Origin of the sequence: Paenibacillus sp. Soil724D2 (assembly GCF_001427935.1) — a bacterium.
In the GTDB taxonomy this organism is placed as follows: domain Bacteria; phylum Bacillota; class Bacilli; order Paenibacillales; family NBRC-103111; genus Paenibacillus_E.
Map to the genome: position 1 here is coordinate 1 of NZ_LMRY01000013.1, position 26,853 is coordinate 26,853.

A 26,853-nucleotide genomic window follows, 5' to 3' on the forward strand; every position below is an offset into this window, starting at 1 on the left:
AATCCGCATGCTCATGATTGAAGAACATCGGAAAGCCGTATGAGGGAAAACTTCATGTACGGTTTGATGAGGAGGGGCTGAATATTCAGCCCTTTACTCTAGTTCAAGTAACGGAGAAGGTTACTGTAATAACGAGAGTGGATTTAATAGCTTTCATGGAGGGATTATTGGGAGAATCTAGAAATCTACATGGAAGAAAAAGAAGGGTGCTGTGATGACGTATGTTTTTAGTTAATTCTCGTGCAATAATTGAAAGAACTTTGGATGGAACAATCGAAATTGTAGTTCAAACACGAAATAAACCTGGTGAATCTCAACGGATTGAACTTCCTGGTGGGAGAATAGAACAATACGAATCATTAGTAACAGCACTTATTAGAGAAGTAAAGGAAGAGACTGGGCTTGATGTAGTAGAAATAGAAGGTGAGGATACAAGGATTGATACAGTGGGTATCGATCCAAGTTTTGAAGTGGAATGTATAAAACCCTTCGGGGTTTATCAGACCATTAATGGACCCTTTGATTCGGTTGGTGTGTACTTCCGTTGTAGAGTACAAGGTGAGTTATTAAAATTAGGTGATGAAACTAAGAACCCCAAATGGATTACCGTAGGAGAATTAAGACAACTAATGAATGAGGATCCCCTCCAATTTTCCAATGTAGATAGAGCAGGAATTATATTTTACTTAAAATATATTGAAATGATGTAAAACTATACTACATGTGCTCTGATTTACTATCGGATTGTTAGGAGGTATTTTTAAAATTGAAAAATGTATTTATAGTCAGACATTGTCAAGCAGAAGGACAATCTGCTGATGCACGATTATCGGATTTAGGTCTAAATCAGGCAAACAAACTTACTGAGTTTCTTATACCGAAAAACATTGATTATATTATTTCAAGTCCTTATGAAAGGGCTTATCGAACAATTTCTCCATTAGCTGAAAGACTTGGTATCGAAATTGTAACAGATAATCGATTGATCGAAAGGATATTATCTGTAAAAAGTCACCCCGATTGGCGTGAAATGCTTCGACAAACGTACTACGATTTAGATTTGTGTTATGAGGGTGGCGAGTCGAGCAATGTAGCTACGCACCGTGTATCATTATAATGAACATAATATTTAACTGAAAGACTTGAAAGTGATAAAGGAGGCAACCATGGGATTAGGGGACTATCAATTAATTTTATATCCTGCGGGAAATATGCCTGAGTTGACTGACATGGGTATGGATTTCGTGGGTCCTTTCAATTTTGATTTTAACGACGCGGTCCAGATTCTTAAGTCCGTGGACTGCTTGAGGAACTACTCACCTCAAGCTAAGTGGCCTTCCTTTGATGATGCTTGTTATTATCTGTATGACAACGGTAAAAGTAAAGTTGAGATTGAGCTTAACGCCGGAACCGTGGCTGAAAAAGCTGAAATAATATCGCTCCGGACAAACATATACAAAGACGAAGGAAGTATAGTTGATGCCTTTGAAATATGTAAATTGCTCTCTAAGAATCTAAACCTTCATTGTTGGGATGTGAAACTTAAGTATCTCATTAGGTTTGATACAGACATCGAGGACAAATCAGTAAATCATTTTTATGCTTTAAGAAATAGGGTTTGAGTCTCGAGGCTGTTGGCATATGTGGCGGCTTCATTAAGCTATTGGGCAGGATAGTTGAATGATTTCGCGAATAACTTAAGTCATGACGAATTTACGAAGTTCGCAAAAAAGACAAAAATGCACTTCTAATGCTAAGTCTTACTCAAAAAGTATCGAAGCAAGGCATAGAAACTGAATTATAGACATATGTATAAAATACGGGTTTTATGAATATGTACTTTCTTTGGATTTGGGCTTGCCCCTAATTCCTCTTTGATTTTCTCCTGAATCCCGTTTAGGCGGATATTTATTGTTCTTGTCACCACCCGACTCGTGTGTCGAGGTCTCGCACCCATTCATTTACGATGCCCTGATATGAATGGGATCGTGTGGTGAAATCGTAATGCAGGCACGTAATTAGCGAACCCCTTCTGGTCCTGAGTAGACACTAAACTAATAGAAAAGGAGAACCGTAAACAACCGGTTCTCCTTTCATTCACATTCTTAATTATTTTTGGAAGCTTCTATGTTCTACATAAAAAATTTGTGACTCTGTCTTGGAGAATTACCCCTGAGATGCAGAGCGGCTGAGCCAATCTTGGAAGTGTGTCGTAGTGATGCTCACGGGTCTATCACCATTTGGAACGAGAGATTGATCATTCACCTCTATCGATCCGTAGTAGAGCGCGTTATCGTCTGTGACCACCTGACGTTTGTCTTGAGTTACGCTAAAGTATTGTCGAACGAATTCGTCCATACGAATCTGATCTGGACCGGACACATCGACAATGCCATTCACTGGCGTCCCAAGTGTGAAATCGGCCAACGCGGCTGCTACGTCATCCGAAACGATAGGCTGCATAAGGGCGGAAGGCAAACGAACGGTTTCCCCTTCTGTAGCCACATCGGCGATGCCACCGACGAATTCGAAGAACTGCGTTGCGCGGACGATCGTATAAGGATTCTTGGAATTCCGGATTAGCTCTTCTTGAGCCATTTTCGCACGGAAATAACCACTTTGGAGAAGGCGTTCGGTACCAACGACCGACAACGCAACATGATGACTTACTCCGGCGTTTTCTTCAGCAGCAAGGAGATTACGAGTAGACGTCTCAAAGAACTCCAAAACTGCTTGGTCCTCCCACGAAGGCGCGTTTGACACGTCGACAACAACCTGTGCGCCGCTAAGCGCTTCTGCCAGCCCCTCACCAGTGATCGTGTTGACACCTAAGGAAGGTGATGCTGCCACTACCTCATGGTCAAGCTGACGAAGGTTGTTTACAAGTTTTTTTCCAATTAACCCACTGCCGCCAATAACTACAATTTTCATATTAATCCTCCTAGTTTTTTTGCCCATAAAGAGCAAGTAATAATGTCTAAACATATATTCTATTTAGGTTCTAAAGTGCTTATATAAGTGAACTATGCTTTGCTTCTTTGCTTCTGTAACTGATTAGCTCAAGCCAGCTTTGTTCAAACCATATGCGGCGTCAGCTGTGCCCGGTTCCGTTTTGAATGCTACGTTAATACGATTCCAAGCATTAATAGCCATAACGGAGAAAGTCAGATCCGAAATTTCTTTCTCAGTAAACTGATCGCGAACGCGTTCATACAGCTCATCGGGCACACCATGCTCAGGCAGCTTGGTCAGAATCTCGGTCCATGCCAGCGCAGCGCGTTCACGCGAATCAAATAGCGTCGATTCCCGCCAAATCGAGATGTGGTATAGGCGAAGCTCACGCTCACCATGAATCTTGGCTTCTTTCATATGCATGTCCAGGCAGAATCCGCATCCATTCATTTGTGATGCCCTGATGTGAATAAGATCTAGTATTTTCTTTTCAATTGAGCTTTTATTCTCGGCTAAGCTGAACTCCACCATTTTTTTGAAAAGTTCAGGAGATTGCTCCATATAATTTACACGTTGCGTCATAATTGTGTACCTCCTAATTTGTTTGACACTAATAAGACAATTGGCGACTTCAATGTGTGACATAAAACATGATCAATTGATTAAAATCAGTGCCAGAGCTTAATTTCCCCTATCCGCTAAATACATCTGCATCAATTCAGGATTTGTAGCATTCGATTTTTCTGCTCCTCTAGCGTCTCGAAGAGTTTATTGGTCAGTCGTTTTTAGCATATCGTGGGTATGAAATCGTGTTATTGCTTTTACCGAGTTCTCTTTTCAAGTGATAGAATAAGCTCCTTCAATAAATTCTTGGCTGGAGTAAGGGATTCCGGAACTGCCCCCATATTTATATGCTGACATGATTTCCGACTACATATCCCAATGGTGATTGTTTCTTTTTTAGTCGGTGGAAATTGGCACAGTTTGAATTCCAATGGTCCCTCCTTTAATTCGACGTAACCAATTGGCTCAACAATACCTACAAGGCAAACAGGACAATTGCTCAAGCTGTCTTCATCCCTTTCTTTTCTGATCAAATTTGTTTGATAATAATAAGGCAATTGGTGATATGAATATGTGACATCGTTCAGAGTCTTAATTCCCATAATCTTCATAAACGCATTGTTGAGAAACCCTATATTTAATAAATTCAGCCTATAATGACCTTTCCAATTAAACAAATAAAGACTGCCTGCTACCGGCCGCTCTGGCCAGGTGGTTGGCAATCTTTTTCATGTTCTGGGCAATGGCAACCATTCATTTGCAACGCCCTGATCTGAATGAGATCAAGGATCTTCTCTTAAATGGCCCTTTCTTTCTCGGCGTTGTTGAATTCCATCATTTTTTTTGATCCTTCAAACTCAGTTTAAATTCTGTAATTTATCCGGATTTACAATCAGGTAAACCCGTTGAATAGCCATCGTCTCGATATCCCAATCAAAACAAATGACCCCAGTTGAAATCCCCTCTTTGGTTATCAATATACCTGGCTGATGATTAACCTCGACAAGCTGCGCTTTAGATGCAGGAAATCGACTTGATGAAAGAGCATTCAATATGGTGAGCACACGTTTCTTATTGTAAATTTGATTAATTGCGGCAGACACTTTTCCCCCGCCATCAGCAATGAAAATGACATCCTCAGTTAACATGTTCACCAGGGATTGAATGTTACCGTTCGAAAGAGCAGCAATGAAACGGCTTACCCTTTCCTTTTCCTCGTGTAGATGTGATAAAAGAATTTCATCTTTTTCATTGGATGCGTCTACTTTTTTCTTGATACGACTGTAAATCTTGCGGCAATTGACTTCTGTTTTGTTGAACATTTCTCCAATTTCACTATGTTCATATTCGAACACTTCTCTTAAAATAAACACCGCTCGCTCCAAGGGTGTCAGTTTATCCATAAGAATAAGAAATGCGTAAGACATTGTATCCTGACGCTCAACACGATCTAATGGACTATGCTCAATCATTTGCACGGTTGGTTCTGGAAGCCAATTGCCTACGTAGCTTATTCTTTTTTTTCGTGCTGATTTTAACTCGTTCAAACAACGATTGATCATCATTTTACTTAAGTACGACTTAAAATTTTGAATGTTGTCGTTTAAAAATCCATGCATGCTAATAAACAAATCTTGAACCATATCCTCTGCATCCGATCGAGAGCCAAGCATGCGGTAAGCAATTGCAAATAAATGAGGTTTGTAGGTTCTATATAAATCTTCAATGTTATTCGATGATGGTTCAATGGTATAACTTTGCATTATATCCCCCCCTTCGTAAGTTGGTTAAAACAAGCCTTTTTTAGCTTATTATTGACAAAATGAAATGACCCATACGATGTAGAAATGATCATTGATAAGACAATTGACGGTGCCCATATGTGACACAAATCTAAACAATTTTTAATCCAAAATGACATCCATCTGAAGAAACAACCGAAAAACTTGTATTTGGAGGAACACATCGTTGGTTCTATTTCAAAAACGAGAATTGTTATCGCTTATATGGAGGGTATTATCAATCTTCAACATGTAAATACGATAATCGAATATAGCCCTTTTGCCCATTTTCACTGTTAACGACTGAAAAGAAAAAAAGAGTCTTAGAAGACTCTTTTTCAATAGGGATATGTTCCACTTTGTCCTTGTTATTAAAACTTTCGAGCTAATTCACGAGCTTTCTGGATGGCTTTCTCTTTAATTGCCGGTGCTTGATCCGGCGTTGCAGCGACACCTTCAATAAAGATACCTTCGAATGAAGGAACACCAAAAAACTTCATAATCATAGTTAAGTGACGATGACCTATTTCAAAGTCTGCAAATGGTCCCCCTTGCGAATAGAAGTTACCAGCTGCCTGAATATGCACAGCCTTTTTATCACCAAGTAACCCAACTGGACCTACATCCTGAACATATTTGAAGGTTTTCCCCGCAACGCATATAGAATCAATGTATGCTTTCATAACTGGTGGGAAAGAAAAATTCCACATTGGATTAACAAATACATATTTATCTGCAGCAACAAATTGGTCTACCAGTTCACCTAAACGACTTACTTTCGCTTTTTCTTCTGTGCTTAACTGATTAAAATCAGTGCCAGAACTTAATTTTCCCCATCCGCTAAATACATCTGCATCAATTTGCGGGATATTTACTTGATAAAGATCAAGATGCAGTACTTCATCGGTAGGATTAGCTTCTCGATATTCATTAATAAATTCTTTTCCAACACTTAAACTATAAGAGTTCTGGTGATCATGCGGATGAGCTGTAATATACAATACTGTTGCCATTTTGGTTAATCTCCTTTAATGTGTTTTTTTACACTATTAAGACAATTGGTGACTTCAATGTGTGACATAAAACAAAACAATTTCGATAGCAGGTTAATAATCGGGAAATCCAAAGTAAAAGTAATTTCAGCACATCTGTAATATAGCCTCAATCGTCAAAGAATATTAGTAGTTCTCCTCATCACTCATCAAAATCAGATCATAAGTTCTTGAGTACTTCTATGTTGTAAAATAAAGGGATAACTTCAACATCAGAACATCATAATAAGACGAGTTATTTTTCTTAGACAGGTGGTACGTCGTATGATCCCAAATATACATAAGGCTTTAAGAGAGATCTTAAAATCAGATGATTTTCTACAAACAACCATTAATATAAAAGATAAACTAATTCATTTTTCTTACTATAAAACGCTTATAAACCATGAACAATATCACCATGATTTACTCTCTTTTATTCAAACCTCGAATTGTGAAATCAAAAATTTGCATGATTTAAAAGCCTTGATTCCCATTGAAGGAATCAAAATTTCTTCAAACCTGGAAGAAATTCCACAAAGTTTGGCTCACGGTTCAATTTTTCTTCAAATAGATCCTCATCTAGATGAAGGACTTATCGTGGACATCGCAGATTTAAAACTGGGCCATCGTGTTCATAATGATACCGAAAATGAATACAGCGTAATCGGTCCGAAACTCGGTTTTGTCGAAAATATAGATACCAATTTGACTTTACTTCGAAGAGGGCTTGTAACCGAAAAACTTATATTTGAGGAACACATCGTTGGTTCACTTTCAAAAACGAGAATCGCTATCGCTTATCTGGAGGGTATTACCAATCTTCAATATGTAAATACGGCAAGGCAGAGGCTTTTGGATCTAGATTATGACGTGTTGTTTGAGACTTCTCTTCTGGAACAACTTATTACCGACAACTCGAATTCTCCCTTCCCATTATTCTTGTCCAGTGAACGCCTGGACAGAATCAAGTATTCTTTGTTAAACGGGGAAGTAGCCATTCTATGCGACGGTTCTCCTATTGTAATTACGGGACCCGTCAGTTTATTTAACTTTATTATTTCTCCCGAAGATTACTATTTACCATGGATTATGGGTTCGTTCTTTCGTCTTATTCGTTATTTTGGGATTGCGTATTCAATTCTGGCCACCTCCATTTATGTTGCGATTCTCACCTTTCATTACACCGTCATTCCCAGGGATCTTTTAGGTCCGATTATAGAATCCAGAACGAACGTTCCCTTTCCTCCTTTGCTGGAGGTCCTGTTCTTGGAAATAACCATCGAGTTGTTGCGCGAAGCCGGGTCCAGATTACCTACAAAAGTCAGTCAAACGTTGGGCATTGTAGGAGGTATCATACTTGGGCAAGCAGCGGTACAAGCCGGTTTAACCAGTAATATTTTGCTCATCATCGTTTCTCTTTCTGCATTGGCTTCCTTTACCACGCCTATCTTTAAAATCTCCAACACAATTCGGTTTTTGCGTTTTCCATTGATTGTCTTAGCATCCTTATGTGGTGGTTTAGGCATAATGATTGGGATAATGTTTATTTTAGGCCATTTATTACGTTTGAAATCGTTGGGTTCGCCGTATATCGTGCCCCTGTTCCCTTTTCGCCACAACAGTTACAGCGACAGTTTTATCCGCTCTTCCTTCACCCTTCTTTCTAATCGATTTTTTACTACGCGTCCGCTCTCGACAAAAAGATTTTCCGCACAAAAAAATAAAGATATCGGCGACGACTATAATAATGAATAATGTTGTGTTGATAGGAGGATGAAATAATGAAAGGGCATATCCTAGCTCTCTTCTGCTGTTGCCTATTATCCGGTTGCGCACAAAAACGGATAACAGACCGGATAAATATCATCCAAAGCATGGGCGTTGACGTCGAAGGCGAGACGATTAAGATGAGCACTTCTTATCCAACATATATAAAAGCTTCCCGGCAAAAATCCGTATCCCCGATAACCGCGGAGTCGAAAAACATTTACGGGATTTTCACAGCCCTAACTACCAAGTCTTCTCAACCTGTCGAATTGGGACAAATGCGCACATTGGTAATTAGCGAAAAATTCGCAAGAGAAGCCATCTCTGAGCTTGCCGACTACATCAATCGAGAATTCATTAAAAGCAGCAATGCTACCCTTGTTATAACAAAACAACAAGCTAGCTCTATAATATCTGAAACCTCAAAAAAAACACCCTTTTTCTTATCGGAGCTTATCGAACAAAACATGTACCATGGGAATACGCCGATGACAAATTATCATTCATTCGTAAATCAGTACTATGGAGAAGGCCAGGATGTTTATTTACCCGTTATCAATAAAGATCAGGGCTTATTACATATGGATGGTGTCGCCGTCTTTAAAGGAGACGAATTAAAACTTTGGTTAACCAACGAAGAAGGATTATATTTAAAGTTTCTTAAAGACAAAGCCCTGACAGGCGAATATGATTTCATTACCGGTCAAAAAGATATGTATTCCTTTATCATTCTGCGCGGAAAGAGCAAAATAGCTATCGCGCAAAACGGAAAGACAACGATATCCCTTAAATTATCCATAGCGCTTAGAGGAATTCCGAAAAAAATTAACATTCAGAAAAAAGACGATTCGCATGAAGTAAAGAAGCAAATCGAAGATAAATTATCATCGGAAATTAAAACGATGCTAATCCGATTACAAAAGAACAACGTCGATCCTATCGGCTTCGGAGAGCAATATAGGTGGCAGCATAGAAAGTATAGCGAGAATGAATTTTATGGAAAAATCTATCCTAATCTGGATTTTGAAGTTAATACGAAGATTATTATTTTACACTCAGGGGTTGGGCATTAGTGCAGAATCGGGTACAGGAAAATTACACAATATCCGGATACTTTGTATTTTTCTTAATCGGCGTTTCCCAGGCAGCCGCTAACATTTTTAATTTTCAAAGTCTTATCTTGGTGGAAGCCGGTCAAGATGCTTGGATATCGATTATCCTAATGGGTTTGAGCTTGCATTTAATCATCTGGATGGTTTATAAGATGCTCGGTAATCCAGCTAAAGACGTAATTGACTTACATCGAACGATTTTCGGCAAATTCATAGGCAATGCCGTTTCTCTATTATTAGTCGGATACTATTTCCTAATGGCTCTATTTTACTTCCGAGTTTACATTGAAATCATTCAAGTGTGGGTATTTCCAAACTTTGAAACATGGGCTTTGGCAGGTTTCTTAATTTGCACAATATATTATGTCGTATCCGGCGGGTTCAGGGTTGTTGCCGGGTTTAGCTTTTTTTACATAGCTCTGATCCCCTTCCTCTTTTTGCTTTACTTTCCGATTCGACAAGGCAATATCCATCATTTATTACCTTTACTCAATCATTCTTTTCTTGATTTGCTTAAAGGTTCTAGATCTTCCAGTTTCATTTTCTTCGGGCTTGAAGCATTGCTTATTTACTTTCCTTTCTTAAAATTACCTGAAAAAAACGCAAAATGGGCGCATTTCGCCTTGCTATTCACTACATTCAAATACACGGCAATAATTATTGTAACCCTCATGTATTTTAGTCAGGGACTACTGAAACATACGCTATGGCCAACTTTGGCGATGTCGAAAATCATTGAGTTATCCTTCATTGCAAGGTTCGAATATCTTTATGTATTTATGTGGCTTCTGGTTATCATCCCAACGGTTTGTATCCCTATTTGGTGCTGTACAAGAATTATGAAAAGAGTTGCTTCGCTTAAACCTGGAGTGTCTTTACCTATTACACTGGCAGCCCTTTTCATCGTCGCGCTTACGTTTAACGAACGAATGGAGATCGATGTATTAGAAAAATTCATTCATGAGTTAGGATTTTATTTCATCTTTGCCTATATCCCGTTACTATTTATAATTACTAGCGTTGCATTAAGGTCTAAAAGCGATGTTGTCAAATAAATCAGAAACTGATTTATTGTACCTCTTCATCTATCAAGAGGTAGCCTTACCAGGATAATTAAGGAGGAAAATTGCTGCTACTTAAGCCTATAGCTTATCTTAGGGCGACAAATTGGTTAACTTTCGCACTCAATATCTTTCATATCGGAATTTCCAAACAAAGAAAAAAACCTTTATTTATAAAGGTTTTTTAGTGATTTCACAATTATGTTTGTGGACTTTTCTTAAATGAACTCATAAATGTTGTTTAGATACGAAATAGAATGTTCATTAACTTTCATAAAAAGTGCTTAATCAAAAAGTAAAAGAACCCTGAGAATATCGATAAGAACAAAATTACTGTTAATGGGAGAAGACCATCCATCTTTTGCTCGTAGTTGTTTCTATTCGAATTATTCATTCTTATTACTCCCTTCAAGTACGTTCATTCGGTCATAAAAACTCTACAAAACTTCTTTCATTAGTATTATATAATTGCATAGGAACACTGTCCCCATCCAATATACTGTTTTTTTAGCAATCCACTTTCACACTTTTGTCATATATCCATTATGCTCTCTCTTTCCCCATTCCCCCTTTCCCTTTCCTTTTCATTTTCTTCTCCTAGAAAAACATCTTGAACTTCGTCTGAAAAGCAGACCCCTTAGTTAGAAGTAGGCCTGCTTTTCAATCATGTTATATGCTTTTTACAGTGTCTGGGCATCGCGAAGCAGTACATTTGCTGCCTCGTTCGATATATGCTTGGCTGTACCAACCCCGTTTCTACGCCGCTGTTCAAATAATCGACAAAGCGTTCGCGGAATACGCTGTCATTCACCATACGGTCATCGAATTCAAGCTCATTCGTCATACCGTATTGTTTGGCAATATTGGAAGCGTCTTTAAGCTTGTCGTACCCCAATTCTCCGAAGAAATAGTTAGGCTGGAACGCTACGGCATCAAACCCTACATCCTTCCACATATAAGCTTTGTAAGCCAGGGAGTGGGGAATCCAGAAGGACTTCAAATTTTTAGCATGAACGATATCGTTAGCCAGCTTAAACGTGGCAGGGCCGGTAGAGGAGGTGCTGATCTGTTCCTCTAACCAGTACATGCCGACAAGCTCAAGGTTTGAATAATTTTTTTCGGCCCATTTTTGCTTCGCCTGATTGAAACATACCATTGTATCGCCTTTGCTCGGTTCTGCAGCGCTTTGTCAGTTCCAATTGAGTCTCTAAAGTCCTCAACGACACCGTCCCCGTCAACATCACCAAAGTTGCTCATATACTCGCCTGGGTCCGGAATCATTAGAACGACTTTGGTTTTATGATCCGACTGATTTAATTTCGCGCCAACCTCGACCGTTGCTGCATTCAACTGATCCATATCGCCATTGGCTGCAAAGGTCTTGTTCAGATACCAGATCCAGTCACTCATGTTTGCGCTTCCATTAAATCCATGACCTTCCGGCGTATTCAATCCCAAATAAAGAATACCGTCAAACATCCAATCCACTGGCTCACCAGACTTGTTTACATAACTATTATTAGGTATAATTCTTTCTTTGCTCCAGTCGCCTTTCCCGCCTGCATAATGGCCGTTGTAGAGCAACCCGAGATTACGAATTCCCCCTGTAGCTTTCTCCAACCTGCAAATAACCCAGCAAAATAAAAAATCCTTTAGCATTTGCCGAAGGATTGGATCTTCTAACTTGTATTGGTTACGCTAGTTTTGTTCCACAGTAGAATCAGCATTTGCACATGAAATTGGATATATGGCTGCTTTTTCCGAAACTCTCGAAGGATATGAACCCCTAAATCCTCCTCCAAGCGTTGAATCGTTTTGCTTAGTGACGATTGTGTAACGTGCAGGCTTCGGGCAGCTTCGGTCACATGTTCCAAACGGGCCACCGCGAGAAAATATTGCAGTTGTAGAAGTTCCATTTTGTACACTCCATTCATTCTCTCGAGTCAATGAAGTCATAACATAAAATGCATTGGAATAAATAACCGATTTCAAGTACGATGACATCAATACACTTTGAGGGGTGACCAAAATGAATGCTCGCAGCAGGTGGTTGATGATTTCCGTTGGCCTTGGGATACTATTAAACCCATTAAATTCTTCCATGGTTTCAGTTGCTATTCCAAGGCTGCAAAATGTGTTCCAACTTGATTTTACAGTTGTTTCCTGGATTATATTTTCTTTCTACATTGCAAGTGCTATCGCTCAACCTGTCATGGGGAAGGCCAGTGATTTATTCGGTCGCAGGAAGATATTTCTTACTGGACTTGTTGTAGCCTTCGTTGCATCATTATTAGCTCCACTATCGCCAAACTTTGGGTGGCTCATCGTGTTCCGCATTGTGCAATCCATTGGAACAAGCATGATGGTTGGGGTTGGAATGGCCATTGTGCGAATTCATATTACGGAGAAACAAGCGACTGCGCTGTCTGTTTTGTCTATATTCCTATCCGGAGCGGCAGCCATTGGACCCTTTATTGGAGGGGTCTTGATTCACTGGTGGGGCTGGCCTGCTATCTTTTTCGTCAATATTCCATTCGTGGTGGCGAGCTTTCTATTATCTTGGAGGAATATTCCTAAGGACGAACCATCAACATCCGTTGCACGGGGCATGTCCTTTCGTAAATGGTTTGATTTGATTGATGCGACAGGGATCCTGCTCTTCACAGTGGGTCTGGTTGCCCTGCTCGCCTCCTTACTCTCAGCAAAATCATCCGGGCAAATCTCATTAAGTCATGTTATTATCGGGCTGATAGGCCTCGTTCTACTAGGGGCTTTCATACGATATGAGTTAAAAGCGAAATCACCCTTTATTCCTTTGCGCACATTTGCCAAATATCCTGCGATGACTTGGGTTAATGTAGAATTCATGCTCGTAAACGTACTTTTTTACTCGCTCTTTTTCGGGCTTCCGTCCTACTTGCAAATGGTACGCCATGTCAGCGAATTCCAAACAGGGATTCTCATGCTAAGCTTAGGCTTGTGCTCGCTCGTTACTTCTCCCATAGCAGGCCGATGGATCGATAAATCAGGCCCCAGGTCGGCATTGCTCGTGTCCGCAATACTGATGACACTTGGGTCGGTGTGGCTCGTGACATTAAATCAAACTTCACCAGTTATCAGTGTGTGTTTGGCTTTGGTTGCATTCGGTATTAGCAACGGGTTGAACAATGTCGGTATGCAAGCAGCCTTGTTCAAAAGTTCTCCAAAAGAAATAATCGGTGTAGCATCCGGATTATTTAATACATCAAGATACCTGGGAACCATTCTCTCTTCATTGTTGATAGGCATCGTAATGGGAGGTAACTTCAGCTTTGAAGGATTTCGAGTGCTTGGGATTATCCTTACGGTAATTGCTTTGTCCTTGGTATTCATGAGTCGGCGGCGCCGGAAATCAGGGCAATTGCAAGAATCGTAGCATGTTTCAGCAAAAATGCAGCGTATTGAGCGGCGGACAGCTTCACCGCGTCGCCATTCCGCGCAGCCTGGTTTTGCAGCCAACCTTTTGATTATAGATAATCGATCAAGAAATTAATTTCAAACCAACCGCAGCGCTTAACACCATAGCGATGAACATAATCCGCTTCCAATCACTGGACTCGCCATAGTACAGCATCCCGACGATTGCGCCGCCAACTGTTCCGATTCCTGTCCAGACCGCATAAGACGTGCCCATCGGCAGGCTTTTCATCGCTAGGCTCAGAAGCATAAAACTCATAACAATGCCAACGATGAAAAGACTAAAGGAGCGGATGGTTTTCGCTTTATTTATTTGGTTCATGCCTACGACGCCTACGACCTCGAACATGCCGGCAAACAAGAGAAAAATCCAAGCCATTAGACTGTCGCTCCTTTCTTTTCTTGCTCTTTAGTCACAAATTTGAGTCCAAATACGCCGGATAAAAGCAGAAAAATAAGGAATACTTTAAGAATCCTGAACGGCTCTCCGAATAGCAGCATTTCCACCAATACGGTGCCGGCTGTCCCCATTCCGGTGAAGACAGCATACACAGTCCCCACAGGAAGCTTGGTAGACGCGCTAATAACTAGATGAAAAGAAATATACATTGCTATGATCGTGCCTATCCACATCATCGTTGTATCCGAATGTTTTAAGCCCGTAACCCAAATAACTTCAAAAAAAGCGCCGACAAATATATAAATCCAATTTCGATTCATGTGTACAATCCTCCTGCTGATTTACGATTTGATGCCACGCCAGTATACGAACCATGAAGCTTCAATCCTTTTAAGCGACTTTTCAGCTCCTCCAAATAACAACTCTACAAACATGCCATCCAGTACAGCAAGGAATGCAACTGTCGCCATTTCACTGCTGACATCAGAATGGATGTTCCCTGCTGCTATCGCTTGATCGAAGACAGGAATTAACATCGTTTCAAGTGTATCTAAATAGTTATAACCTTGTTTGACAATCTCCTCATAGAGATGGGAAGGCGGGAAAAAGGCAACCCGTAAGAAAAATTTGGTATTGTCATCATGTTCGTAACCATCTTTATATTGGATAAGAAAGCCATAAAGAAGTTGATCAATCGATAGTTGCTTATGTCGATCGAGATACTCAACAACAAAATTCAATTCCTTGGCTAGCACAGCGTTAAACAGATCAAGAAAAAGTTCATCTTTCCCCTTGAAATGTGTATAAATGGATTGTTTTTTGATGCCTACTTCCGTAGCAATATCTGCAAGCGACGCACCTTCATATCCGTTATTGGCAAACTGTTTGAGGGCTACCTCTTTGATTCGAGTTGCAGTCATTTGATCCATCCTTCCGAACGTTCGTCAGGAACATTCTATCACGTTCTCCGTCTTGGGGCAACTACCTTCAATGACAGCCCAAACATGAAAAAGATTGCCAACCACCAAGCCAGAATGGCAAGATAGTAGCAATCTTTTTCATGTTTAAACAATTTATATTAACTTTGATAGCTGGTCGCTGCGTTTCTATTCCCAACTTCAACAGTAATATCCATCGTTTGACCATTACGTGAGATTGTTAACTTCAGTTTATCTCCAACGGCCGCGGCCTGCACCGCTTTTGTAAATTCATCCGTGCTTGAAATTGCTGTGCCATTCACATCCAAAATAACGTCGTATTGACGAATGCCCGCTACAAAAGCTGGCGTGCCTTGCTGCACTTCTGCAATTATCGCACCTTTTGTGCTGTTAATTTTTAAGTCTTCCAGCATATTATCCGAAATATTTTGTAAAGCTACACCGATGTAGGGTGCTGGCTCTTTTGGAATCGTTTCGTTATTTTTCAGTTTATCTACAACAGAACTAATCGTACTTGCGGGAATTGCAAAGCCCATTCCTTGCGCTTCAGAATTTACAGCTGTATTGATACCGATAACTTCACCATTCAAATTCAAAAGCGGGCCGCCGGAGTTACCAGGATTAATCGCTGTGTCCGTTTGCAGCAAATGTTTGTAATTTCGAGTGCCCTGCCCATCATCGATGCTGATCGTGCGCTCTTTGGCGCTTAAAACGCCCGTTGTTACGGAGTAATCGAAGTCATACGGGTTACCGATCGCAACAAGCCAATCCCCTACTTGCGTGTTGTCGGAGTTACCAATATTCAAAGCTGGAAAGGCTTTATCCCCTTGAATTTTCAGCACAGCCAAGTCTAAATCATAGCTGCTTCCAAGAAGATTTGCCGTAAACGGTGTGTCATAGCCTTGCACGTAGACATCGATTTCGTCTGCGCCATCAATAACATGTTCATTCGTTAAAATATATCCACTTGCGTCGAAAACGAAGCCTGATCCAATCCCATTTTCAATGGTATCTCCGCTTTCAGTACCTTGCCCTAGTGTATTTCTTCTATTCTGTCCATTATTCGTCTGTTTTACTTTGGTCTCGATTTTGACAATGGCTGGACTTGTAGCTTTTGCAATGGATGAGATGCTGTTCGTCCCTGAAGGGGTTAACGATGCAGTTTGGACATCAGCAGCTGCCGAGTTGGCTGAAGCAGCGGCGACGCCTGATTGAACGGGCCCGGCATCATACCCAAACAGATTCATTTTATCCGACGTGAACATCAACCCACCGACAACGACCGCGCCAGCCATAAAAGCTGCAAACATGGATCTCAATTTGGTGCTCCCCATCTTGTTTTCAACCTTTACTTCATCTAAATTAATTATATTTTTCGTATCTTCATTCATACGATTACCGCCTTTCATGTGCCCGTTTATTTGTTTTGTGTTGATAGATAAAAGTATAGGGCGTTAACCTGAAGTGTTACTTAAGTTTGGCTGATAGGCACATGAAAGTTAACTGAAAGTATACTGAAGGTGTCGATTGACGCAAAAAAACCTCTTGTTTTAACGAGAATTGTTAAACAAGAGGTTTTACTTGAATAGTACGAAAGAGTCTATTCTCTCTCAAATTACGAGAGAAAATAAGCGTCTTCCAACGGTCTACTATAAATATAAAAGTTTATATTTCTCTCATAGTTCGGATATATTCACTACATTATATATATATGTGTCTGGTACATAGGGTTTAAGATTTGACTGCTTTAATAGGTTATGGAGATCCCATTTATTAAAAAAATTGATATTATTGAAACATTTGTTTCTACCAATCGCCTTCTCTAGGCGTTGAATAGTTACTGATTTTTTGTAAAAAACACCGGTTATAGACGACTTGAGGTAAAGGAAACGAACCTTGTTTACATATGCCCCTTCTTCAGGCTAAGTCCAATAATTCGATGTTCCTTCCACATTAAATCTGCCGATGTAAAGGCATAAAGTTTCAGGTTTAGGTTGTGATAACGTTGATAAAGCTCCAAAATTCTTATTCTACTGTTCCTTATAGTTACCATAATACCTATTTAATGGACGATTCTCTACTCTCAAGCTTACCTAGCCTTCGATCTCTTTTATTATCTAATGCCAGAATAGACAAATTGCTATGGGACAAGAACATAGTTGAGTAGAAAATCAGCGAATTTATTACTCTATTAGCCTAAATTTTAGTTGATAGGTATTTGGTGTGTTTATTTTTTTATGTTTTTAATATGATAAATTACGTTTGATAATAGGGAGATGAGACTATGGGAAGATGTAATTGTCCTCCAGGACCTCCAGGACCAGAAGGACCGAGAGGGCCGCAAGGACCTCCAGGACTAGTAGGACCGCAGTTGCTTCAAGAACTTGGAGGAGCAATAGCAGCAGCTGGGCCCACTGGAACTGCAGGAGCATTAGGACCTGCTGGTCTTGCAGGACTTGTAGGAGCGATTGGCGAAACTGGACCTGCTGGACTGGCAGGAGCACTTGGACCTGCTGGACTGGCAGGAATTGCAGGAGCAATTGGCGCAGCCGGACTGGCAGGGCCAGCAGGGCCAGCAGGAGCAACAGGACCTCAAGGTATACCTGGTCCAATTGGAGCTACTGGACCGGCAGGACCACCAGGAGGAGGATTAATTCCATTCTCAACGGGGATCATCATAAGTGGTGCAACTGTAGTATCAGCTGCTCCAATTTTAATGGGTTTTGGTAGTCATACGGTTGAAGTTATTGGCGCTACCGGAGAATCAACTATGCCACCCGAAGCAGGTGGTTTTGCTTTCCCAATTCCGTTTGCGGGTATCGTTCAAGATTTACAAATTAGTGTAGACTTATTGGTTGCTTCTGTCGTCTCTATAAATACTCTTGGTCTTCAATATGATTTTACAGTATTCCGCGCACCATCAGTTCCTAATAATGGGATTGATCATAGTTCTTCACCCTACGTGACAACTCCGCTGACTAGTTCGGTTAGATTCGGATTTCCGAATACGGTCATTACACCTGGAAACCCATCGGGATTCCGAACCGCAACGAATATAAATGTTGGGGGCTCATTAGTAGTTGCAGCGGGTGATCGTATTGGTATTCGTGTAAGGACGCTTGCTGAGACTGATGCTTCAGCAGCTGATATCACCCAGCTCTCGTTTAGCGCCAGTCTATCTTATACCCCTTCTTAATACAAAATCACTAATTGTAAGTTCCCCAGGATATTCTCCCGTCGAAAATGGGACAATGTTCTTATCACTATCGAGAATGGGATCAAGTACTTGTCATCATCAATTGACAAGAACTTGATCCCATAAATAAAAATTTTAATAAAATCCCCCTCGAAGCAAGCTCAAAAAAACAAAAATGACACTCTAATTGCTTAGAAGTGTCATTTAAGATGCCATTCATATGATTATTGAGCTTTTACGATCTCTCTACCCTTATATGAACCGCAGTTTTTGCAAACGTGATGTGCCATTTTTAATTCTGCACATTGTTCACACTTCACCATTCCTGGCACAGCCAGTTTAAAGTGAGTACGGCGCTTATCGCGACGTGTTTTGGACGTTCTTCTTTGAGGAACAGCCATATTCAAAACACCTCCTGTTCATTTCATAAAACAACAAGAGATATCATAGCTTTATAGATACACTTTGTCAATATAGTATTCTATTTAAACGAGTTTAAAAAGATATAGTTGGAATGTATATAGTGACTTTCAATCCAATGGCACAATAGATAAATCATGTTTCATGTACCTAACATTATTTTTATTTACTCCCAAAAAATGATTGCCCTGGACAATCACATCACTGCATGCCTCCAAATGAATGACAAAATTGGTATCATCCGACCTATTAGCTACATTTGATCCTACATATGATCCAAAAACTTGATTATTAAGAAAATGTAGTCCCTGCGTGCTTTTACCGTAAAGAAGAGGAAGACTCTGATTATAAAACTCATTTTCTTCAATGCGTATATGTCTATGAACGGGATTCTCCACAAGCATTTCTTTATTTTCAGGTGTGATATTGATAACAGGAACGCCACACTCAATAAAGTTATTATTACGAATTAGTACATCGTTTACAATTCCGGATTCATACCAACTTTCCGCATCGTCGGCTATCAAGACCCCACTCATTTGAATTCCTTTCATATGATTGTCTGCAATGACGACCTTTTTTCGCGTTGTTACAAGAATTCCCCGGGTTGGTATCCGAAAAAAACGATTATTACGAATTTCAACTTCAGCTGTCCATGAAATATTCTCTACCACATCACCTGCTTCAATCCCCTCAGGTATGGGTTGCTCAAGCGTCAGTAACAGCTCTCGCAAGCTAATCATTTCTGAATTTTTCACCGTATTATTGGCATATACCGTAAGCGAATGTCCATGAACAAAATCAATTGAATCTCCTGGAAAAAATCCATCAAAGCCATAGGTTTGTCCATGCATATATCGTACGACAATTTGATTTGGAGAAGGTTGCTCGATGATTTGCAAATGTGTTCCATGTACATTGATTGCATCATCATGAGCCCCCTCAAAATGGCTGTTGATGATGGTTACTTTTCCTTTCACACTAGACATATGTACAAAATCAGCAAACGCGGCACAAGTACGTCCTGTCTCAGGGCGCGGCGCTAATTTCAAGCCATCAAACGTAAGATTTTCGCTGAATTGCCCGACTATGCCTAAACCATGCATGTAATGTATATGAAGTTGGGTCCCTGTGATGTTCAAGCTCTGATTGATAAATACGCCTACCTGATCCCGTATACCATCTCGCATTTGAAACACTCGTCCTACTTTCGTTACAGGCGTATGATCAAAATGGAGCCGTAGTTGCAAGGGGCTAAGCTGCTCTATCTTATTGGCCATTGACACCGGATTAGCAACACGCCAAGTTGTATTCGTCAGCGGATCATATTCCTGTGCGGGTCCGTCCGAATACTTCCAACCTTCACCAATCCAAGACACCTTCCCCTCCTCAATCACATACCAAGAATCGGAATGCGTTCGAACATCCAGATAATGACTTCCCACTGCTTCAACAGTTATTTCGGACATTGTAGGACGTTCGAAATCAGTACGAAAATTGCGTAGAGTCACATTCTCGCATTGATCCAACGCGATCATCGTCATCTTCCCGTGAAATATGAAAAGTGATCCAAGACCATCCACTATAAGATGTCGGATTCCTTTGAAAAATAAACCAATGATTTTAGTTACATCAGGGTTTTCGTCCTCAGTCGTTGTGTTTGAAATGAAATACTTTAATTTTGCTGCATGTTCAGGAAAAAAATCATACCGGCCTTTCGGAAACTCAAGTACGACAGGACCATCCATTGCTTTAGCTGCGCCGATTGCTGTTTTCACTGCCATCACAGCATCTTGACCCGAATCGGGTATTGCTCCATAGTCTGTAACACGGATAACCGTGGGCGCGGAAACAGCGTCTGGGTCTATAGTTGGCATCAGGAAACCTACCTTTCGGCGTTAAGTTATGTATTTTCTTCAATTATACGTTATAAATTAACGATGCGTTTCTATTATCTTATATTCTCACTTTGATTCAATTTGTTGAGTGAACCTTTATAAGAATTCATAATATATATTATGTGAACAAATTACCGAGTTCCTCCCCCAAATTCATTTTTATTAATGACATTAACGATTCAAGAAAGCTAAAAATCAAAAAAAAATAACCTGTTAATCAGGTTATTTTTCGAAGCTTACTCCTTCTATATCAAGTACCGCAAAAGGTTTGGTAGGGATGGTCTAATAGCACAGGCAATGTAGAGAAATCCGCCTGTTCGGGGGAGTGCGCGAAGGGTCTAGAAAGAACATCAAGAAGTCGCTCCATCACGCTGTAGTCTCCTTGTTTTACCGCGGCTTCCAATGCCTCTTCTACCCGGTGGTTACGGGGGATTATCGCAGGATTGCTGCTGCGCATCAACTGCTGTGAAGAGTCTTTTGTTTCCTGCTGCCTGCCTAGTCTCTCCTGCCACTGCTCATGCCATTGAGTAAATTCAGTGTTACCAAACAGAGCAGACTCTTCCGGCTTATCAAAAGTTAATGCGCGGAAAGTATTGGTATAGTCCGCACTATACTTCTGCATCATAGTAAGCAGATCTTTAATAAGAGATTCATCCTGCTGTTCTTCATTAAAGATTCCCAGTTTTGACCTCATACCAGCGAACCAATTGCGGTGATACACCTCGGAAAAACTTGCAATCGCTCCCTCGGCTAGTTTGACTGCTTGCTCCTCGTCGTCATGAAGCAACGGTAGTAAGGTTTCAGCGAATCTGGCGAGATTCCATGCGGCAATATAGGGTTGGTTACCATAAGCATAGCGGCCCTGCTTATCAATAGAACTGAATACCGTTGCCGGATCATAGGCATCCATGAAAGCGCAAGGACCGTAATCAATGGTTTCCCCACTAATCGCCATATTGTCGGTGTTCATCACACCATGAATAAAACCAACGAGCTGCCACTTGGAGATGAGTACAGCCTGACGCTTGATCACTTCCTGAAGTAGCAAAAGGTAGCGGTTCTCATCAGTAGCTTCAACTTCTGGAAAATGTCTTTGCAATGTATAATCAGCCAGGGCTTGGAGATCCTGGGCAGCGCCAAATTTTGAAGCAAACTGAAAAGTTGCGACACGCAGATGACTTGCAGCTACGCGGGTAAGAATCGCACCGGGCTGCTCGGTTTCACGGAATATGGACTCACCGGTTGTTACCACAGCTAGGCTGCGTGTTGAAGGAATACCAAGCGCATGCATGGCTTCACTGATGATGTATTCACGCAGCATCGGTCCAAGTGCCGCCCGACCATCGCCCCCGCGGGAGTAAGGCGTCCTACCCGAACCCTTCAGCTGAATATCAACCCGTATACCTTCGGGAGTGATCTGTTCGCCAAGCAGATGAGCCCGGCCGTCCCCTAGCCGGTTGAAATGCCCGAATTGATGACCAGCATAGGCTTGGGCAATAGGCAAAGCGCCTTCAGGAATCTGGTTGCCAGCCAGCACCGCTGCACCATCATTGCTTTGCAGCGATTCGATGGCTAAGCCCAATGATTTTGCCAACTGATCATTAAGAATAATAATCTTCGGTGAGCGAACAGGAGTTGGATGAATTCTGGTAAAAAGTGATTCGGGTAGACGAGCATAGCTGTTGTCGAAGTTCCATCCTGTTTCTATCCTTGATTTTTTCTCTGTCATCATAGCTCCCTTTTCATTTGTCTTTTGTATTTTAGTATTTCTAACACGTTAAACTTATATTATCACAGTTCTCCGCAATCAACTGCAACGCTTCGTTAACTCTTACTATTATGTCCCACAGTGATGACAACACTTCCCTTTTTGTGTCCTTTATCTACATAGCGGTGAGCCTCGGCAGTCTGCTCCAACGAATATCGTTGATCGATGACCGATCTTATCTTCCCCGCCTCATACAGCTCTTTAAGGAAGACTAGATTTTCTTTAGTCTGCATTAAGCCTGCAGTCGTAAAAATTGCTTTTTTGCCGCCGATCGTTGAAGTCCATAACATTTGAAGCACAATAGACAGCGTAGGGACCGTAGAAAGATAAACACCTCTCTGAGTTAGCGATGCTTTACACTGAGCAAATGAACGTTTGCCTACCGCGTCAAAAATAACATCATAGGACTGGCTGGCTTGTGTGAAATCCTCTTTGGTATAGTCTATTACCTTATCAGCTCCCAATGACTTCACCAATCTTACATTCGTGGTACTGCATACCCCGGTAACTTCTGCCCCATAGAACTTAGCAAGCTGAATCGCATGAACACCTACCGATCCGGAAGCGCCATTGATCAAGACTTTTTGTCCTCTCTGAATCTTTGCTTTATCTCTAAGGAAAGTCAATGCAGTTGTTGCCCCATCACAGACAGAAACAGCTTCTTCATAAGACATAGAGGACGATTTGATTGCTAATGGCGCGTCTTCAGATAGACATTTGTACTCGGCATGAGCACCTGAGATCTTTGCACTTAAACCAAAAACCTGGTCACCTTCTTTAAATAATTTCACTTCCTTACCTACTGCCTCAATTTCCCCGGCTAACTCAAACCCCATTATGGGGTTTTTCGGTTTACTAAGACCGTAAAAAAGTCTGACAATAAAAGGGTCTCCCTTTCGAAAGGCGCAGTCCGCTGGCCCAACTGTTGCCGCACATATTCTGATCCGTACCTCATTGTCCTTGGGGGTAGGTTTTTCTACCTCTCTAAGCTGAAGAACATCCGGCGATCCGTATTTGGTGCATACGATTGCTTTCATTCGGTTATTCATGCATGTTCCTCCTCGAACTGTACGTTACCATTTACATAATGTAAAGTATTATATACACAATGTATTTTATAATATACGTCATGTCAATATAAATTTACATTAACTTGTCTCTTATTTAGCCGATTTCGCCTTTTATTATTCCACGGGCATTTTTCCAGACAAAATATCATAAGGTGTTAATTGAGCCATTGAAGCATTCTTCGGAGGCAGGTGAACATAATGTTCGAGCAGAACGATCATGGATCAAAGTATTTTGAGAAAATGTTGAATATTATTGATGTCGGTGTTCATCTGATTGATAACAAGGGAATAACCATTTTTTATAATGATAAGATGGCTGAAACCGATGGTTTTAAGCGAGAACAAGTGGTAGGAAAGAACTTCTTCGACCTTTTTCCTTCCTTAACGAATGAAACTAGCACTTTCATTAAAGTTCTACAAACAGGTATCGAAATACGAGAAAAAATACAAACCTACGTGAGTGTGACAGGGAAACGGATCACAACCATTAACAGTACGTATCCTTTAATGGAAAATGGCGAAATCATCGGTGCCTTAGAAGTTGCAAAGGATATTACAAGCATTGTTCATCTCCACGACCAAATCCTTGATCTCAGGCATCAAATCTACGAATCACCTTCAAAAGATAAGAAAAACGCCAGCTCTGCTCGATACCATTTCAGTGATTTAATTGGCAAAAGCGAAGCCTTCTTACATACAGTCTCCTTCGCCAAAAAGGCATCACGTACTAGCTCGCCTGTTTTGATATCCGGACCTACCGGCACCGGTAAAGAATTGTTCGCCCAGAGCATTCACAATGCCGGTGCCCGCCGTAACCGTCTATTTATTGCTCAAAATTGCGCGGCTGTCCCCAACGAGCTCATGGAAGGTATAATGTTTGGAACTGCGCGAGGCGCGTTTACTGGCGCTATTGACCGTGCTGGATTATTTGAGCAAGCTAGCGGCGGAACTCTTTTTCTGGATGAGTTAAATAGCTTAGATTTATTTTTGCAGGCCAAACTATTGCGGGTGCTTCAAGACGGGATTGTTCGCCGAGTCGGGGGAACCCAGGAACAGCAAGTCGATGTCCGCATCATTACCGCCATGAATATAGATCCGAAGGAAGCGTTAGACAAAGGATTGCTGCGCAGCGATCTGTTCTACCGGCTAAATGTCGTGAACCTATACCTGCCTCCTCTTGTGCAAAGAAAAGAAGATATTCCTCTCCTCACCTATCACTTTATTGATACATTTAATCACATATTCGGCATGAAAATAACGGGCATTACCCCAGCTGCAATGAATAGCCTAATGAACTACCATTGGCCAGGCAATATAAGGGAATTAAGCCATGCCATCGAATCCACCTACAATATGATGGAGCTGGAATGCGAAATCATTCAAGAGAATCACCTTCCCGCTTATTTCTTAGGGAATCCTATAAAAACAGCCTCTCTCTCTCTACGATCTACACCGTGGGGTGACCAAATGACAACAATCTCTGCCGGTAGATTGACCGATAAAGTGAAGCAAATGGAAAAGGAAACTATCACGGACGCATTGGAAAACCATCAATATAACATCACTCTCACCGCACAAGCTCTAGGAATCAAGCGCCAAGCTTTACAGTATAAACTGAGCCGCTACGGCATCGTGAAAAAGCCATAAACATCAGTGATCAAGACTCCGACAGGAGTCTTTTTTGCTTTTCAGCTTGCGGGGAAATGTTGGCACGCTTTTTGCATCTTACTACTCATGAGAAGGCATCATTACTGGAGGTGCAATAATGGAACGACGTGACTGGAAGCAAGTTGAGCTATGGAAAAATGTAACGGATGAGCAGTGGAATGATTGGCTTTGGCAGCTGACACATACCATTCGTACTCTGGAAGATCTGAAGAAAGTAGTGAATTTAACTCCCGAGGAAGAAGAAGGCGTTCGGATATCAACGCAAACCATTCCATTAAATATTACCCCCTATTACGCATCATTGATGAATCCGGATGACCCGCGATGCCCGATTCGCATGCAATCTGTTCCGATTTCCGCCGAATTATTGAAAACAAAGTATGATCTCGAGGATCCCCTTTACGAGGACGAAGACTCCCCTACCCCCGGTTTAACACATCGTTATCCTGATAGGGTTCTATTTTTGGTAACGAATCAATGTTCAATGTACTGCAGGTACTGCACACGCCGCCGTTTCTCCGGCCAGGTGGGCATGGGGGTTCCCAAAAAACAATTGGATGATGCGATTGCTTATATTCGAAATACGCCAGAGGTGCGTGATGTTCTGCTTTCTGGCGGCGATGGACTGTTAATTAACGACAACATCTTGGAATATATTTTGAAAAATTTACGGGCGATTCCCCATGTTGAGATCATTCGTATTGGCACGAGAGCCCCGGTCGTTTTCCCGCAGCGAATTACGGAGCATTTGTGCAGTATTATCAAAAAGTATCACCCGGTATGGCTGAATACCCATTTTAATCATCCTTTGGAAATGACGGACGAAGCGAAAAAGTCCTGCGAAATGCTCGCAAATGCTGGAGTACCTTTAGGCAATCAGTCAGTGATTCTGGCCGGTATTAACGACAGTACTTATATTATGAAGAAGCTCATGCATGATCTTGTGAAAATTCGTGTACGCCCTTACTATATTTATCAATGCGATTTATCTGAAGGAATCGGTCATTTCCGGGCACCTGTTTCTAAAGGTTTGGAAATAATCGAAGCTCTTCGCGGCCATACCTCCGGGTATGCAGTACCAACCTTTGTCGTCGACGCTCCAGGAGGAGGAGGAAAAATCGCGCTTCAGCCCAATTATTTAATCTCGCAAAGCCAGGATAAAGTCATTTTGCGCAATTATGAAGGTGTCATCGTCGGTTACCCAGAGCCTAAAAACTATGTACCGGGCCGTGCAGACGAATATTTCAACGAAATCTACAGCATCGAGAAGCAACCGGAAAGCACCGGAATTATTGCACTCATGAAAGATGAAAAATTTAACCTAGTGCCAGAAAATTTGCGCCGGATGGGCAGAAGGAAAATTTATCAGGATACACCGGAGCACGCGTCGTTGAAGGATCGTCGGCCAAAGCGGGATGAAATGAAGGACAAATTGATGAAAGCACAGCAGAAAGAGATTAAGGAGGATACGGAGAATATTCAAAATACAGATTAAGATTTTCGACTGGGAGTTTGGGCTCCTATGATTACGAAAGGGAACGACGATGCGGTAATTTGCCTAAAAGCCCCTAATAAGCTGGCCAAACGGAACGTCAATCACTTATTTCGGATTTATCTGACGTTTTAAGACAAAAATGGCGAAATAGCGTATCGTAGTTCCCTTTGCGCTCAAAAAGGCGTTGATTTTGATAATTAACGCATCGTAGTTCCCCTTGTTGCTTCTACGGACCGTTTCGAGTCCAATACTCGCTTATTCTAAGGCTCGTTG

24 protein-coding genes and 1 pseudogene are annotated in these 26,853 nt (G+C 41.2%); 10 read left to right on the plus strand and 15 right to left on the minus strand.

Features of this window, described 5'->3' with window-relative positions:
- Positions 1-221 precede the first annotated feature (221 nt).
- From ASG85_RS14815 to ASG85_RS14825, 3 genes are read left to right on the plus strand one after another with little or no spacing between them, the layout of a single operon-like run.
- On the plus strand, positions 222-710 hold the full coding sequence (locus tag ASG85_RS14815) for an NUDIX hydrolase (RefSeq protein ID WP_060646667.1): 489 nt from the start codon (positions 222-224) through the stop codon (positions 708-710).
- Between the two features lie 56 nt (positions 711-766).
- The gene (locus tag ASG85_RS14820; protein ID WP_060646668.1) at positions 767-1,117 is read left to right on the plus strand and encodes a histidine phosphatase family protein; all 351 of its coding nucleotides are present in this window, start codon (positions 767-769) and stop codon (positions 1,115-1,117) included.
- Positions 1,118-1,166: 49 nt separating this feature from the next.
- Positions 1,167-1,622, plus strand: coding sequence for a hypothetical protein (locus ASG85_RS14825; RefSeq protein WP_060646669.1), 456 nt, complete (start codon positions 1,167-1,169; stop codon positions 1,620-1,622).
- Positions 1,623-2,166: 544 nt separating this feature from the next.
- Here ASG85_RS14825 and ASG85_RS14830 read toward each other — a convergent pair.
- The 4 genes from ASG85_RS14830 to ASG85_RS14850 form a co-directional block, all read right to left on the minus strand.
- On the minus strand, positions 2,167-2,931 hold the full coding sequence (locus tag ASG85_RS14830; RefSeq protein ID WP_060646670.1) for an SDR family oxidoreductase: 765 nt from the start codon (positions 2,929-2,931) through the stop codon (positions 2,167-2,169).
- A gap of 123 nt (positions 2,932-3,054) precedes the next feature.
- The gene (locus ASG85_RS14835; protein ID WP_060646671.1) at positions 3,055-3,534 is read right to left on the minus strand and encodes a carboxymuconolactone decarboxylase family protein; all 480 of its coding nucleotides are present in this window, start codon (positions 3,532-3,534) and stop codon (positions 3,055-3,057) included.
- An 839-nt stretch (positions 3,535-4,373) separates the two neighbouring features.
- Positions 4,374-5,279 carry an RNA polymerase sigma factor SigJ gene (sigJ, locus tag ASG85_RS14845; protein WP_060646673.1) on the minus strand — a complete coding sequence of 302 codons (906 nt, stop codon included), beginning with the start codon at positions 5,277-5,279 and terminating at the stop codon, positions 4,374-4,376.
- A 389-nt stretch (positions 5,280-5,668) separates the two neighbouring features.
- Complete coding sequence (locus ASG85_RS14850) at positions 5,669-6,310, minus strand: FMN-dependent NADH-azoreductase (protein ID WP_057301324.1); 642 nt, start codon at positions 6,308-6,310, stop codon at positions 5,669-5,671.
- 303 nt (positions 6,311-6,613) lie between these two features.
- Between ASG85_RS14850 and ASG85_RS14855 the strand changes: the two genes are divergently transcribed.
- From ASG85_RS14855 to ASG85_RS14865, 3 genes are read left to right on the plus strand one after another with little or no spacing between them, the layout of a single operon-like run.
- Complete coding sequence (locus ASG85_RS14855; protein WP_060646674.1) at positions 6,614-8,086, plus strand: spore germination protein; 1,473 nt, start codon at positions 6,614-6,616, stop codon at positions 8,084-8,086.
- 26 nt (positions 8,087-8,112) lie between these two features.
- Positions 8,113-9,171 carry a Ger(x)C family spore germination protein gene (locus ASG85_RS14860; RefSeq protein WP_060646675.1) on the plus strand — a complete coding sequence of 353 codons (1,059 nt, stop codon included), beginning with the start codon at positions 8,113-8,115 and terminating at the stop codon, positions 9,169-9,171.
- Positions 9,171-10,265 (plus strand): GerAB/ArcD/ProY family transporter, encoded by a 1,095-nt coding sequence (locus ASG85_RS14865; RefSeq protein ID WP_060646676.1) that lies wholly within the window; start codon positions 9,171-9,173, stop codon positions 10,263-10,265. The genes ASG85_RS14860 and ASG85_RS14865 overlap by 1 nt, the downstream gene beginning before the upstream one ends.
- Positions 10,266-10,935: 670 nt before the next feature.
- Here ASG85_RS14865 and ASG85_RS39160 read toward each other — a convergent pair.
- The 3 genes and pseudogenes from ASG85_RS39160 to ASG85_RS14880 all read right to left on the minus strand — a co-directional run.
- On the minus strand, positions 10,936-11,358 hold the full coding sequence (locus ASG85_RS39160; RefSeq protein WP_060646677.1) for a DUF4855 domain-containing protein: 423 nt from the start codon (positions 11,356-11,358) through the stop codon (positions 10,936-10,938).
- Complete coding sequence (locus tag ASG85_RS39165; protein ID WP_235550136.1) at positions 11,346-11,891, minus strand: DUF4855 domain-containing protein; 546 nt, start codon at positions 11,889-11,891, stop codon at positions 11,346-11,348. Before ASG85_RS39165 ends, ASG85_RS39160 begins: the two co-directional genes overlap by 13 nt.
- 101 nt (positions 11,892-11,992) lie before the next feature.
- A pseudogene (locus ASG85_RS14880) lies at positions 11,993-12,187 on the minus strand (LysR family transcriptional regulator); the annotation flags it as partial.
- Positions 12,188-12,300: 113 nt separating this feature from the next.
- Between ASG85_RS14880 and ASG85_RS14885 the strand changes: the two are divergent.
- Positions 12,301-13,686 carry an MFS transporter gene (locus ASG85_RS14885; RefSeq protein ID WP_060646680.1) on the plus strand — a complete coding sequence of 462 codons (1,386 nt, stop codon included), beginning with the start codon at positions 12,301-12,303 and terminating at the stop codon, positions 13,684-13,686.
- 105 nt (positions 13,687-13,791) lie between these two features.
- Here ASG85_RS14885 and ASG85_RS14890 read toward each other — a convergent pair whose 3' ends face one another.
- From ASG85_RS14890 to ASG85_RS14905, 4 genes are all read right to left on the minus strand, one after another.
- The gene (locus ASG85_RS14890) at positions 13,792-14,106 is read right to left on the minus strand and encodes a DMT family transporter (RefSeq protein WP_057301331.1); all 315 of its coding nucleotides are present in this window, start codon (positions 14,104-14,106) and stop codon (positions 13,792-13,794) included.
- Entirely contained in the window at positions 14,106-14,447 is a 342-nt protein-coding gene (locus tag ASG85_RS14895; protein ID WP_060646681.1) for a DMT family transporter, read from the minus strand. The genes ASG85_RS14890 and ASG85_RS14895 overlap by 1 nt, the downstream gene beginning before the upstream one ends.
- Positions 14,448-14,468: 21 nt before the next feature.
- The gene (locus ASG85_RS14900; protein WP_060646682.1) at positions 14,469-15,047 is read right to left on the minus strand and encodes a TetR/AcrR family transcriptional regulator; all 579 of its coding nucleotides are present in this window, start codon (positions 15,045-15,047) and stop codon (positions 14,469-14,471) included.
- Positions 15,048-15,205: 158 nt separating this feature from the next.
- Positions 15,206-16,456 (minus strand): S1C family serine protease, encoded by a 1,251-nt coding sequence (locus tag ASG85_RS14905; protein ID WP_060646683.1) that lies wholly within the window; start codon positions 16,454-16,456, stop codon positions 15,206-15,208.
- Positions 16,457-17,349: 893 nt separating this feature from the next.
- Here ASG85_RS14905 and ASG85_RS14910 point away from each other — a divergent pair.
- The gene (locus tag ASG85_RS14910; protein WP_060646684.1) at positions 17,350-18,261 is read left to right on the plus strand and encodes a hypothetical protein; all 912 of its coding nucleotides are present in this window, start codon (positions 17,350-17,352) and stop codon (positions 18,259-18,261) included.
- 224 nt (positions 18,262-18,485) lie between these two features.
- Here the strand turns inward: ASG85_RS14910 and rpmF are convergent, their stop codons facing one another.
- The 4 genes from rpmF to ASG85_RS14930 all read right to left on the minus strand — a co-directional run bounded on the left by rpmF (position 18,486) and on the right by ASG85_RS14930 (position 23,384).
- Positions 18,486-18,662: a 50S ribosomal protein L32 gene (gene rpmF / locus ASG85_RS14915; RefSeq protein WP_029193705.1), complete on the minus strand. Its 177-nt coding sequence runs from the start codon at positions 18,660-18,662 to the stop codon at positions 18,486-18,488.
- A 129-nt stretch (positions 18,663-18,791) separates the two neighbouring features.
- Positions 18,792-20,558 (minus strand): right-handed parallel beta-helix repeat-containing protein, encoded by a 1,767-nt coding sequence (locus ASG85_RS14920; protein ID WP_057301336.1) that lies wholly within the window; start codon positions 20,556-20,558, stop codon positions 18,792-18,794.
- A 271-nt stretch (positions 20,559-20,829) separates the two neighbouring features.
- Positions 20,830-22,308, minus strand: a complete 1,479-nt coding sequence (locus tag ASG85_RS14925) for a protein adenylyltransferase SelO (RefSeq protein ID WP_060646685.1) — start codon at positions 22,306-22,308, stop codon at positions 20,830-20,832.
- Between the two features lie 95 nt (positions 22,309-22,403).
- The gene (locus tag ASG85_RS14930) at positions 22,404-23,384 is read right to left on the minus strand and encodes an NAD(P)-dependent alcohol dehydrogenase (protein ID WP_060646733.1); all 981 of its coding nucleotides are present in this window, start codon (positions 23,382-23,384) and stop codon (positions 22,404-22,406) included.
- 231 nt (positions 23,385-23,615) lie between these two features.
- Between ASG85_RS14930 and ASG85_RS14935 the strand changes: the two genes are divergently transcribed.
- Both ASG85_RS14935 and ablA read left to right on the plus strand, forming a co-directional pair.
- Positions 23,616-25,064, plus strand: coding sequence for a sigma-54 interaction domain-containing protein (locus ASG85_RS14935; RefSeq protein WP_060646686.1), 1,449 nt, complete (start codon positions 23,616-23,618; stop codon positions 25,062-25,064).
- A gap of 118 nt (positions 25,065-25,182) precedes the next feature.
- Positions 25,183-26,580 (plus strand): lysine 2,3-aminomutase, encoded by a 1,398-nt coding sequence (ablA, locus tag ASG85_RS14940; protein WP_060646687.1) that lies wholly within the window; start codon positions 25,183-25,185, stop codon positions 26,578-26,580.
- Positions 26,581-26,853: the final 273 nt, after the last annotated feature.

Coding starts and splice junctions, on each gene's coding strand:
- ASG85_RS14815 (WP_060646667.1), top strand. CDS start 222: ATGTTTTTAGTTAATTCTCGTGCAATAATTGAAAGAACTTTGGATGGA.
- ASG85_RS14825 (WP_060646669.1), top strand. CDS start 1,167: ATGGGATTAGGGGACTATCAATTAATTTTATATCCTGCGGGAAATATG.
- ASG85_RS14830 (WP_060646670.1), bottom strand. CDS start 2,931: ATGAAAATTGTAGTTATTGGCGGCAGTGGGTTAATTGGAAAAAAACTT.
- ASG85_RS14835 (WP_060646671.1), bottom strand. CDS start 3,534: ATGACGCAACGTGTAAATTATATGGAGCAATCTCCTGAACTTTTCAAA.
- sigJ (WP_060646673.1), bottom strand. CDS start 5,279: ATGCAAAGTTATACCATTGAACCATCATCGAATAACATTGAAGATTTA.
- ASG85_RS14850 (WP_057301324.1), bottom strand. CDS start 6,310: ATGGCAACAGTATTGTATATTACAGCTCATCCGCATGATCACCAGAAC.
- ASG85_RS14855 (WP_060646674.1), top strand. CDS start 6,614: ATGATCCCAAATATACATAAGGCTTTAAGAGAGATCTTAAAATCAGAT.
- ASG85_RS14860 (WP_060646675.1), top strand. CDS start 8,113: ATGAAAGGGCATATCCTAGCTCTCTTCTGCTGTTGCCTATTATCCGGT.
- ASG85_RS39160 (WP_060646677.1), bottom strand. CDS start 11,358: ATGTACTGGTTAGAGGAACAGATCAGCACCTCCTCTACCGGCCCTGCC.
- ASG85_RS14885 (WP_060646680.1), top strand. CDS start 12,301: ATGAATGCTCGCAGCAGGTGGTTGATGATTTCCGTTGGCCTTGGGATA.
- ASG85_RS14890 (WP_057301331.1), bottom strand. CDS start 14,106: ATGGCTTGGATTTTTCTCTTGTTTGCCGGCATGTTCGAGGTCGTAGGC.
- ASG85_RS14895 (WP_060646681.1), bottom strand. CDS start 14,447: ATGAATCGAAATTGGATTTATATATTTGTCGGCGCTTTTTTTGAAGTT.
- ASG85_RS14900 (WP_060646682.1), bottom strand. CDS start 15,047: ATGACTGCAACTCGAATCAAAGAGGTAGCCCTCAAACAGTTTGCCAAT.
- ASG85_RS14905 (WP_060646683.1), bottom strand. CDS start 16,456: ATGAATGAAGATACGAAAAATATAATTAATTTAGATGAAGTAAAGGTT.
- ASG85_RS14910 (WP_060646684.1), top strand. CDS start 17,350: ATGGGAAGATGTAATTGTCCTCCAGGACCTCCAGGACCAGAAGGACCG.
- rpmF (WP_029193705.1), bottom strand. CDS start 18,662: ATGGCTGTTCCTCAAAGAAGAACGTCCAAAACACGTCGCGATAAGCGC.
- ASG85_RS14920 (WP_057301336.1), bottom strand. CDS start 20,558: ATGCCAACTATAGACCCAGACGCTGTTTCCGCGCCCACGGTTATCCGT.
- ASG85_RS14925 (WP_060646685.1), bottom strand. CDS start 22,308: ATGACAGAGAAAAAATCAAGGATAGAAACAGGATGGAACTTCGACAAC.
- ASG85_RS14930 (WP_060646733.1), bottom strand. CDS start 23,384: ATGAAAGCAATCGTATGCACCAAATACGGATCGCCGGATGTTCTTCAG.
- ASG85_RS14935 (WP_060646686.1), top strand. CDS start 23,616: ATGTTCGAGCAGAACGATCATGGATCAAAGTATTTTGAGAAAATGTTG.
- ablA (WP_060646687.1), top strand. CDS start 25,183: ATGGAACGACGTGACTGGAAGCAAGTTGAGCTATGGAAAAATGTAACG.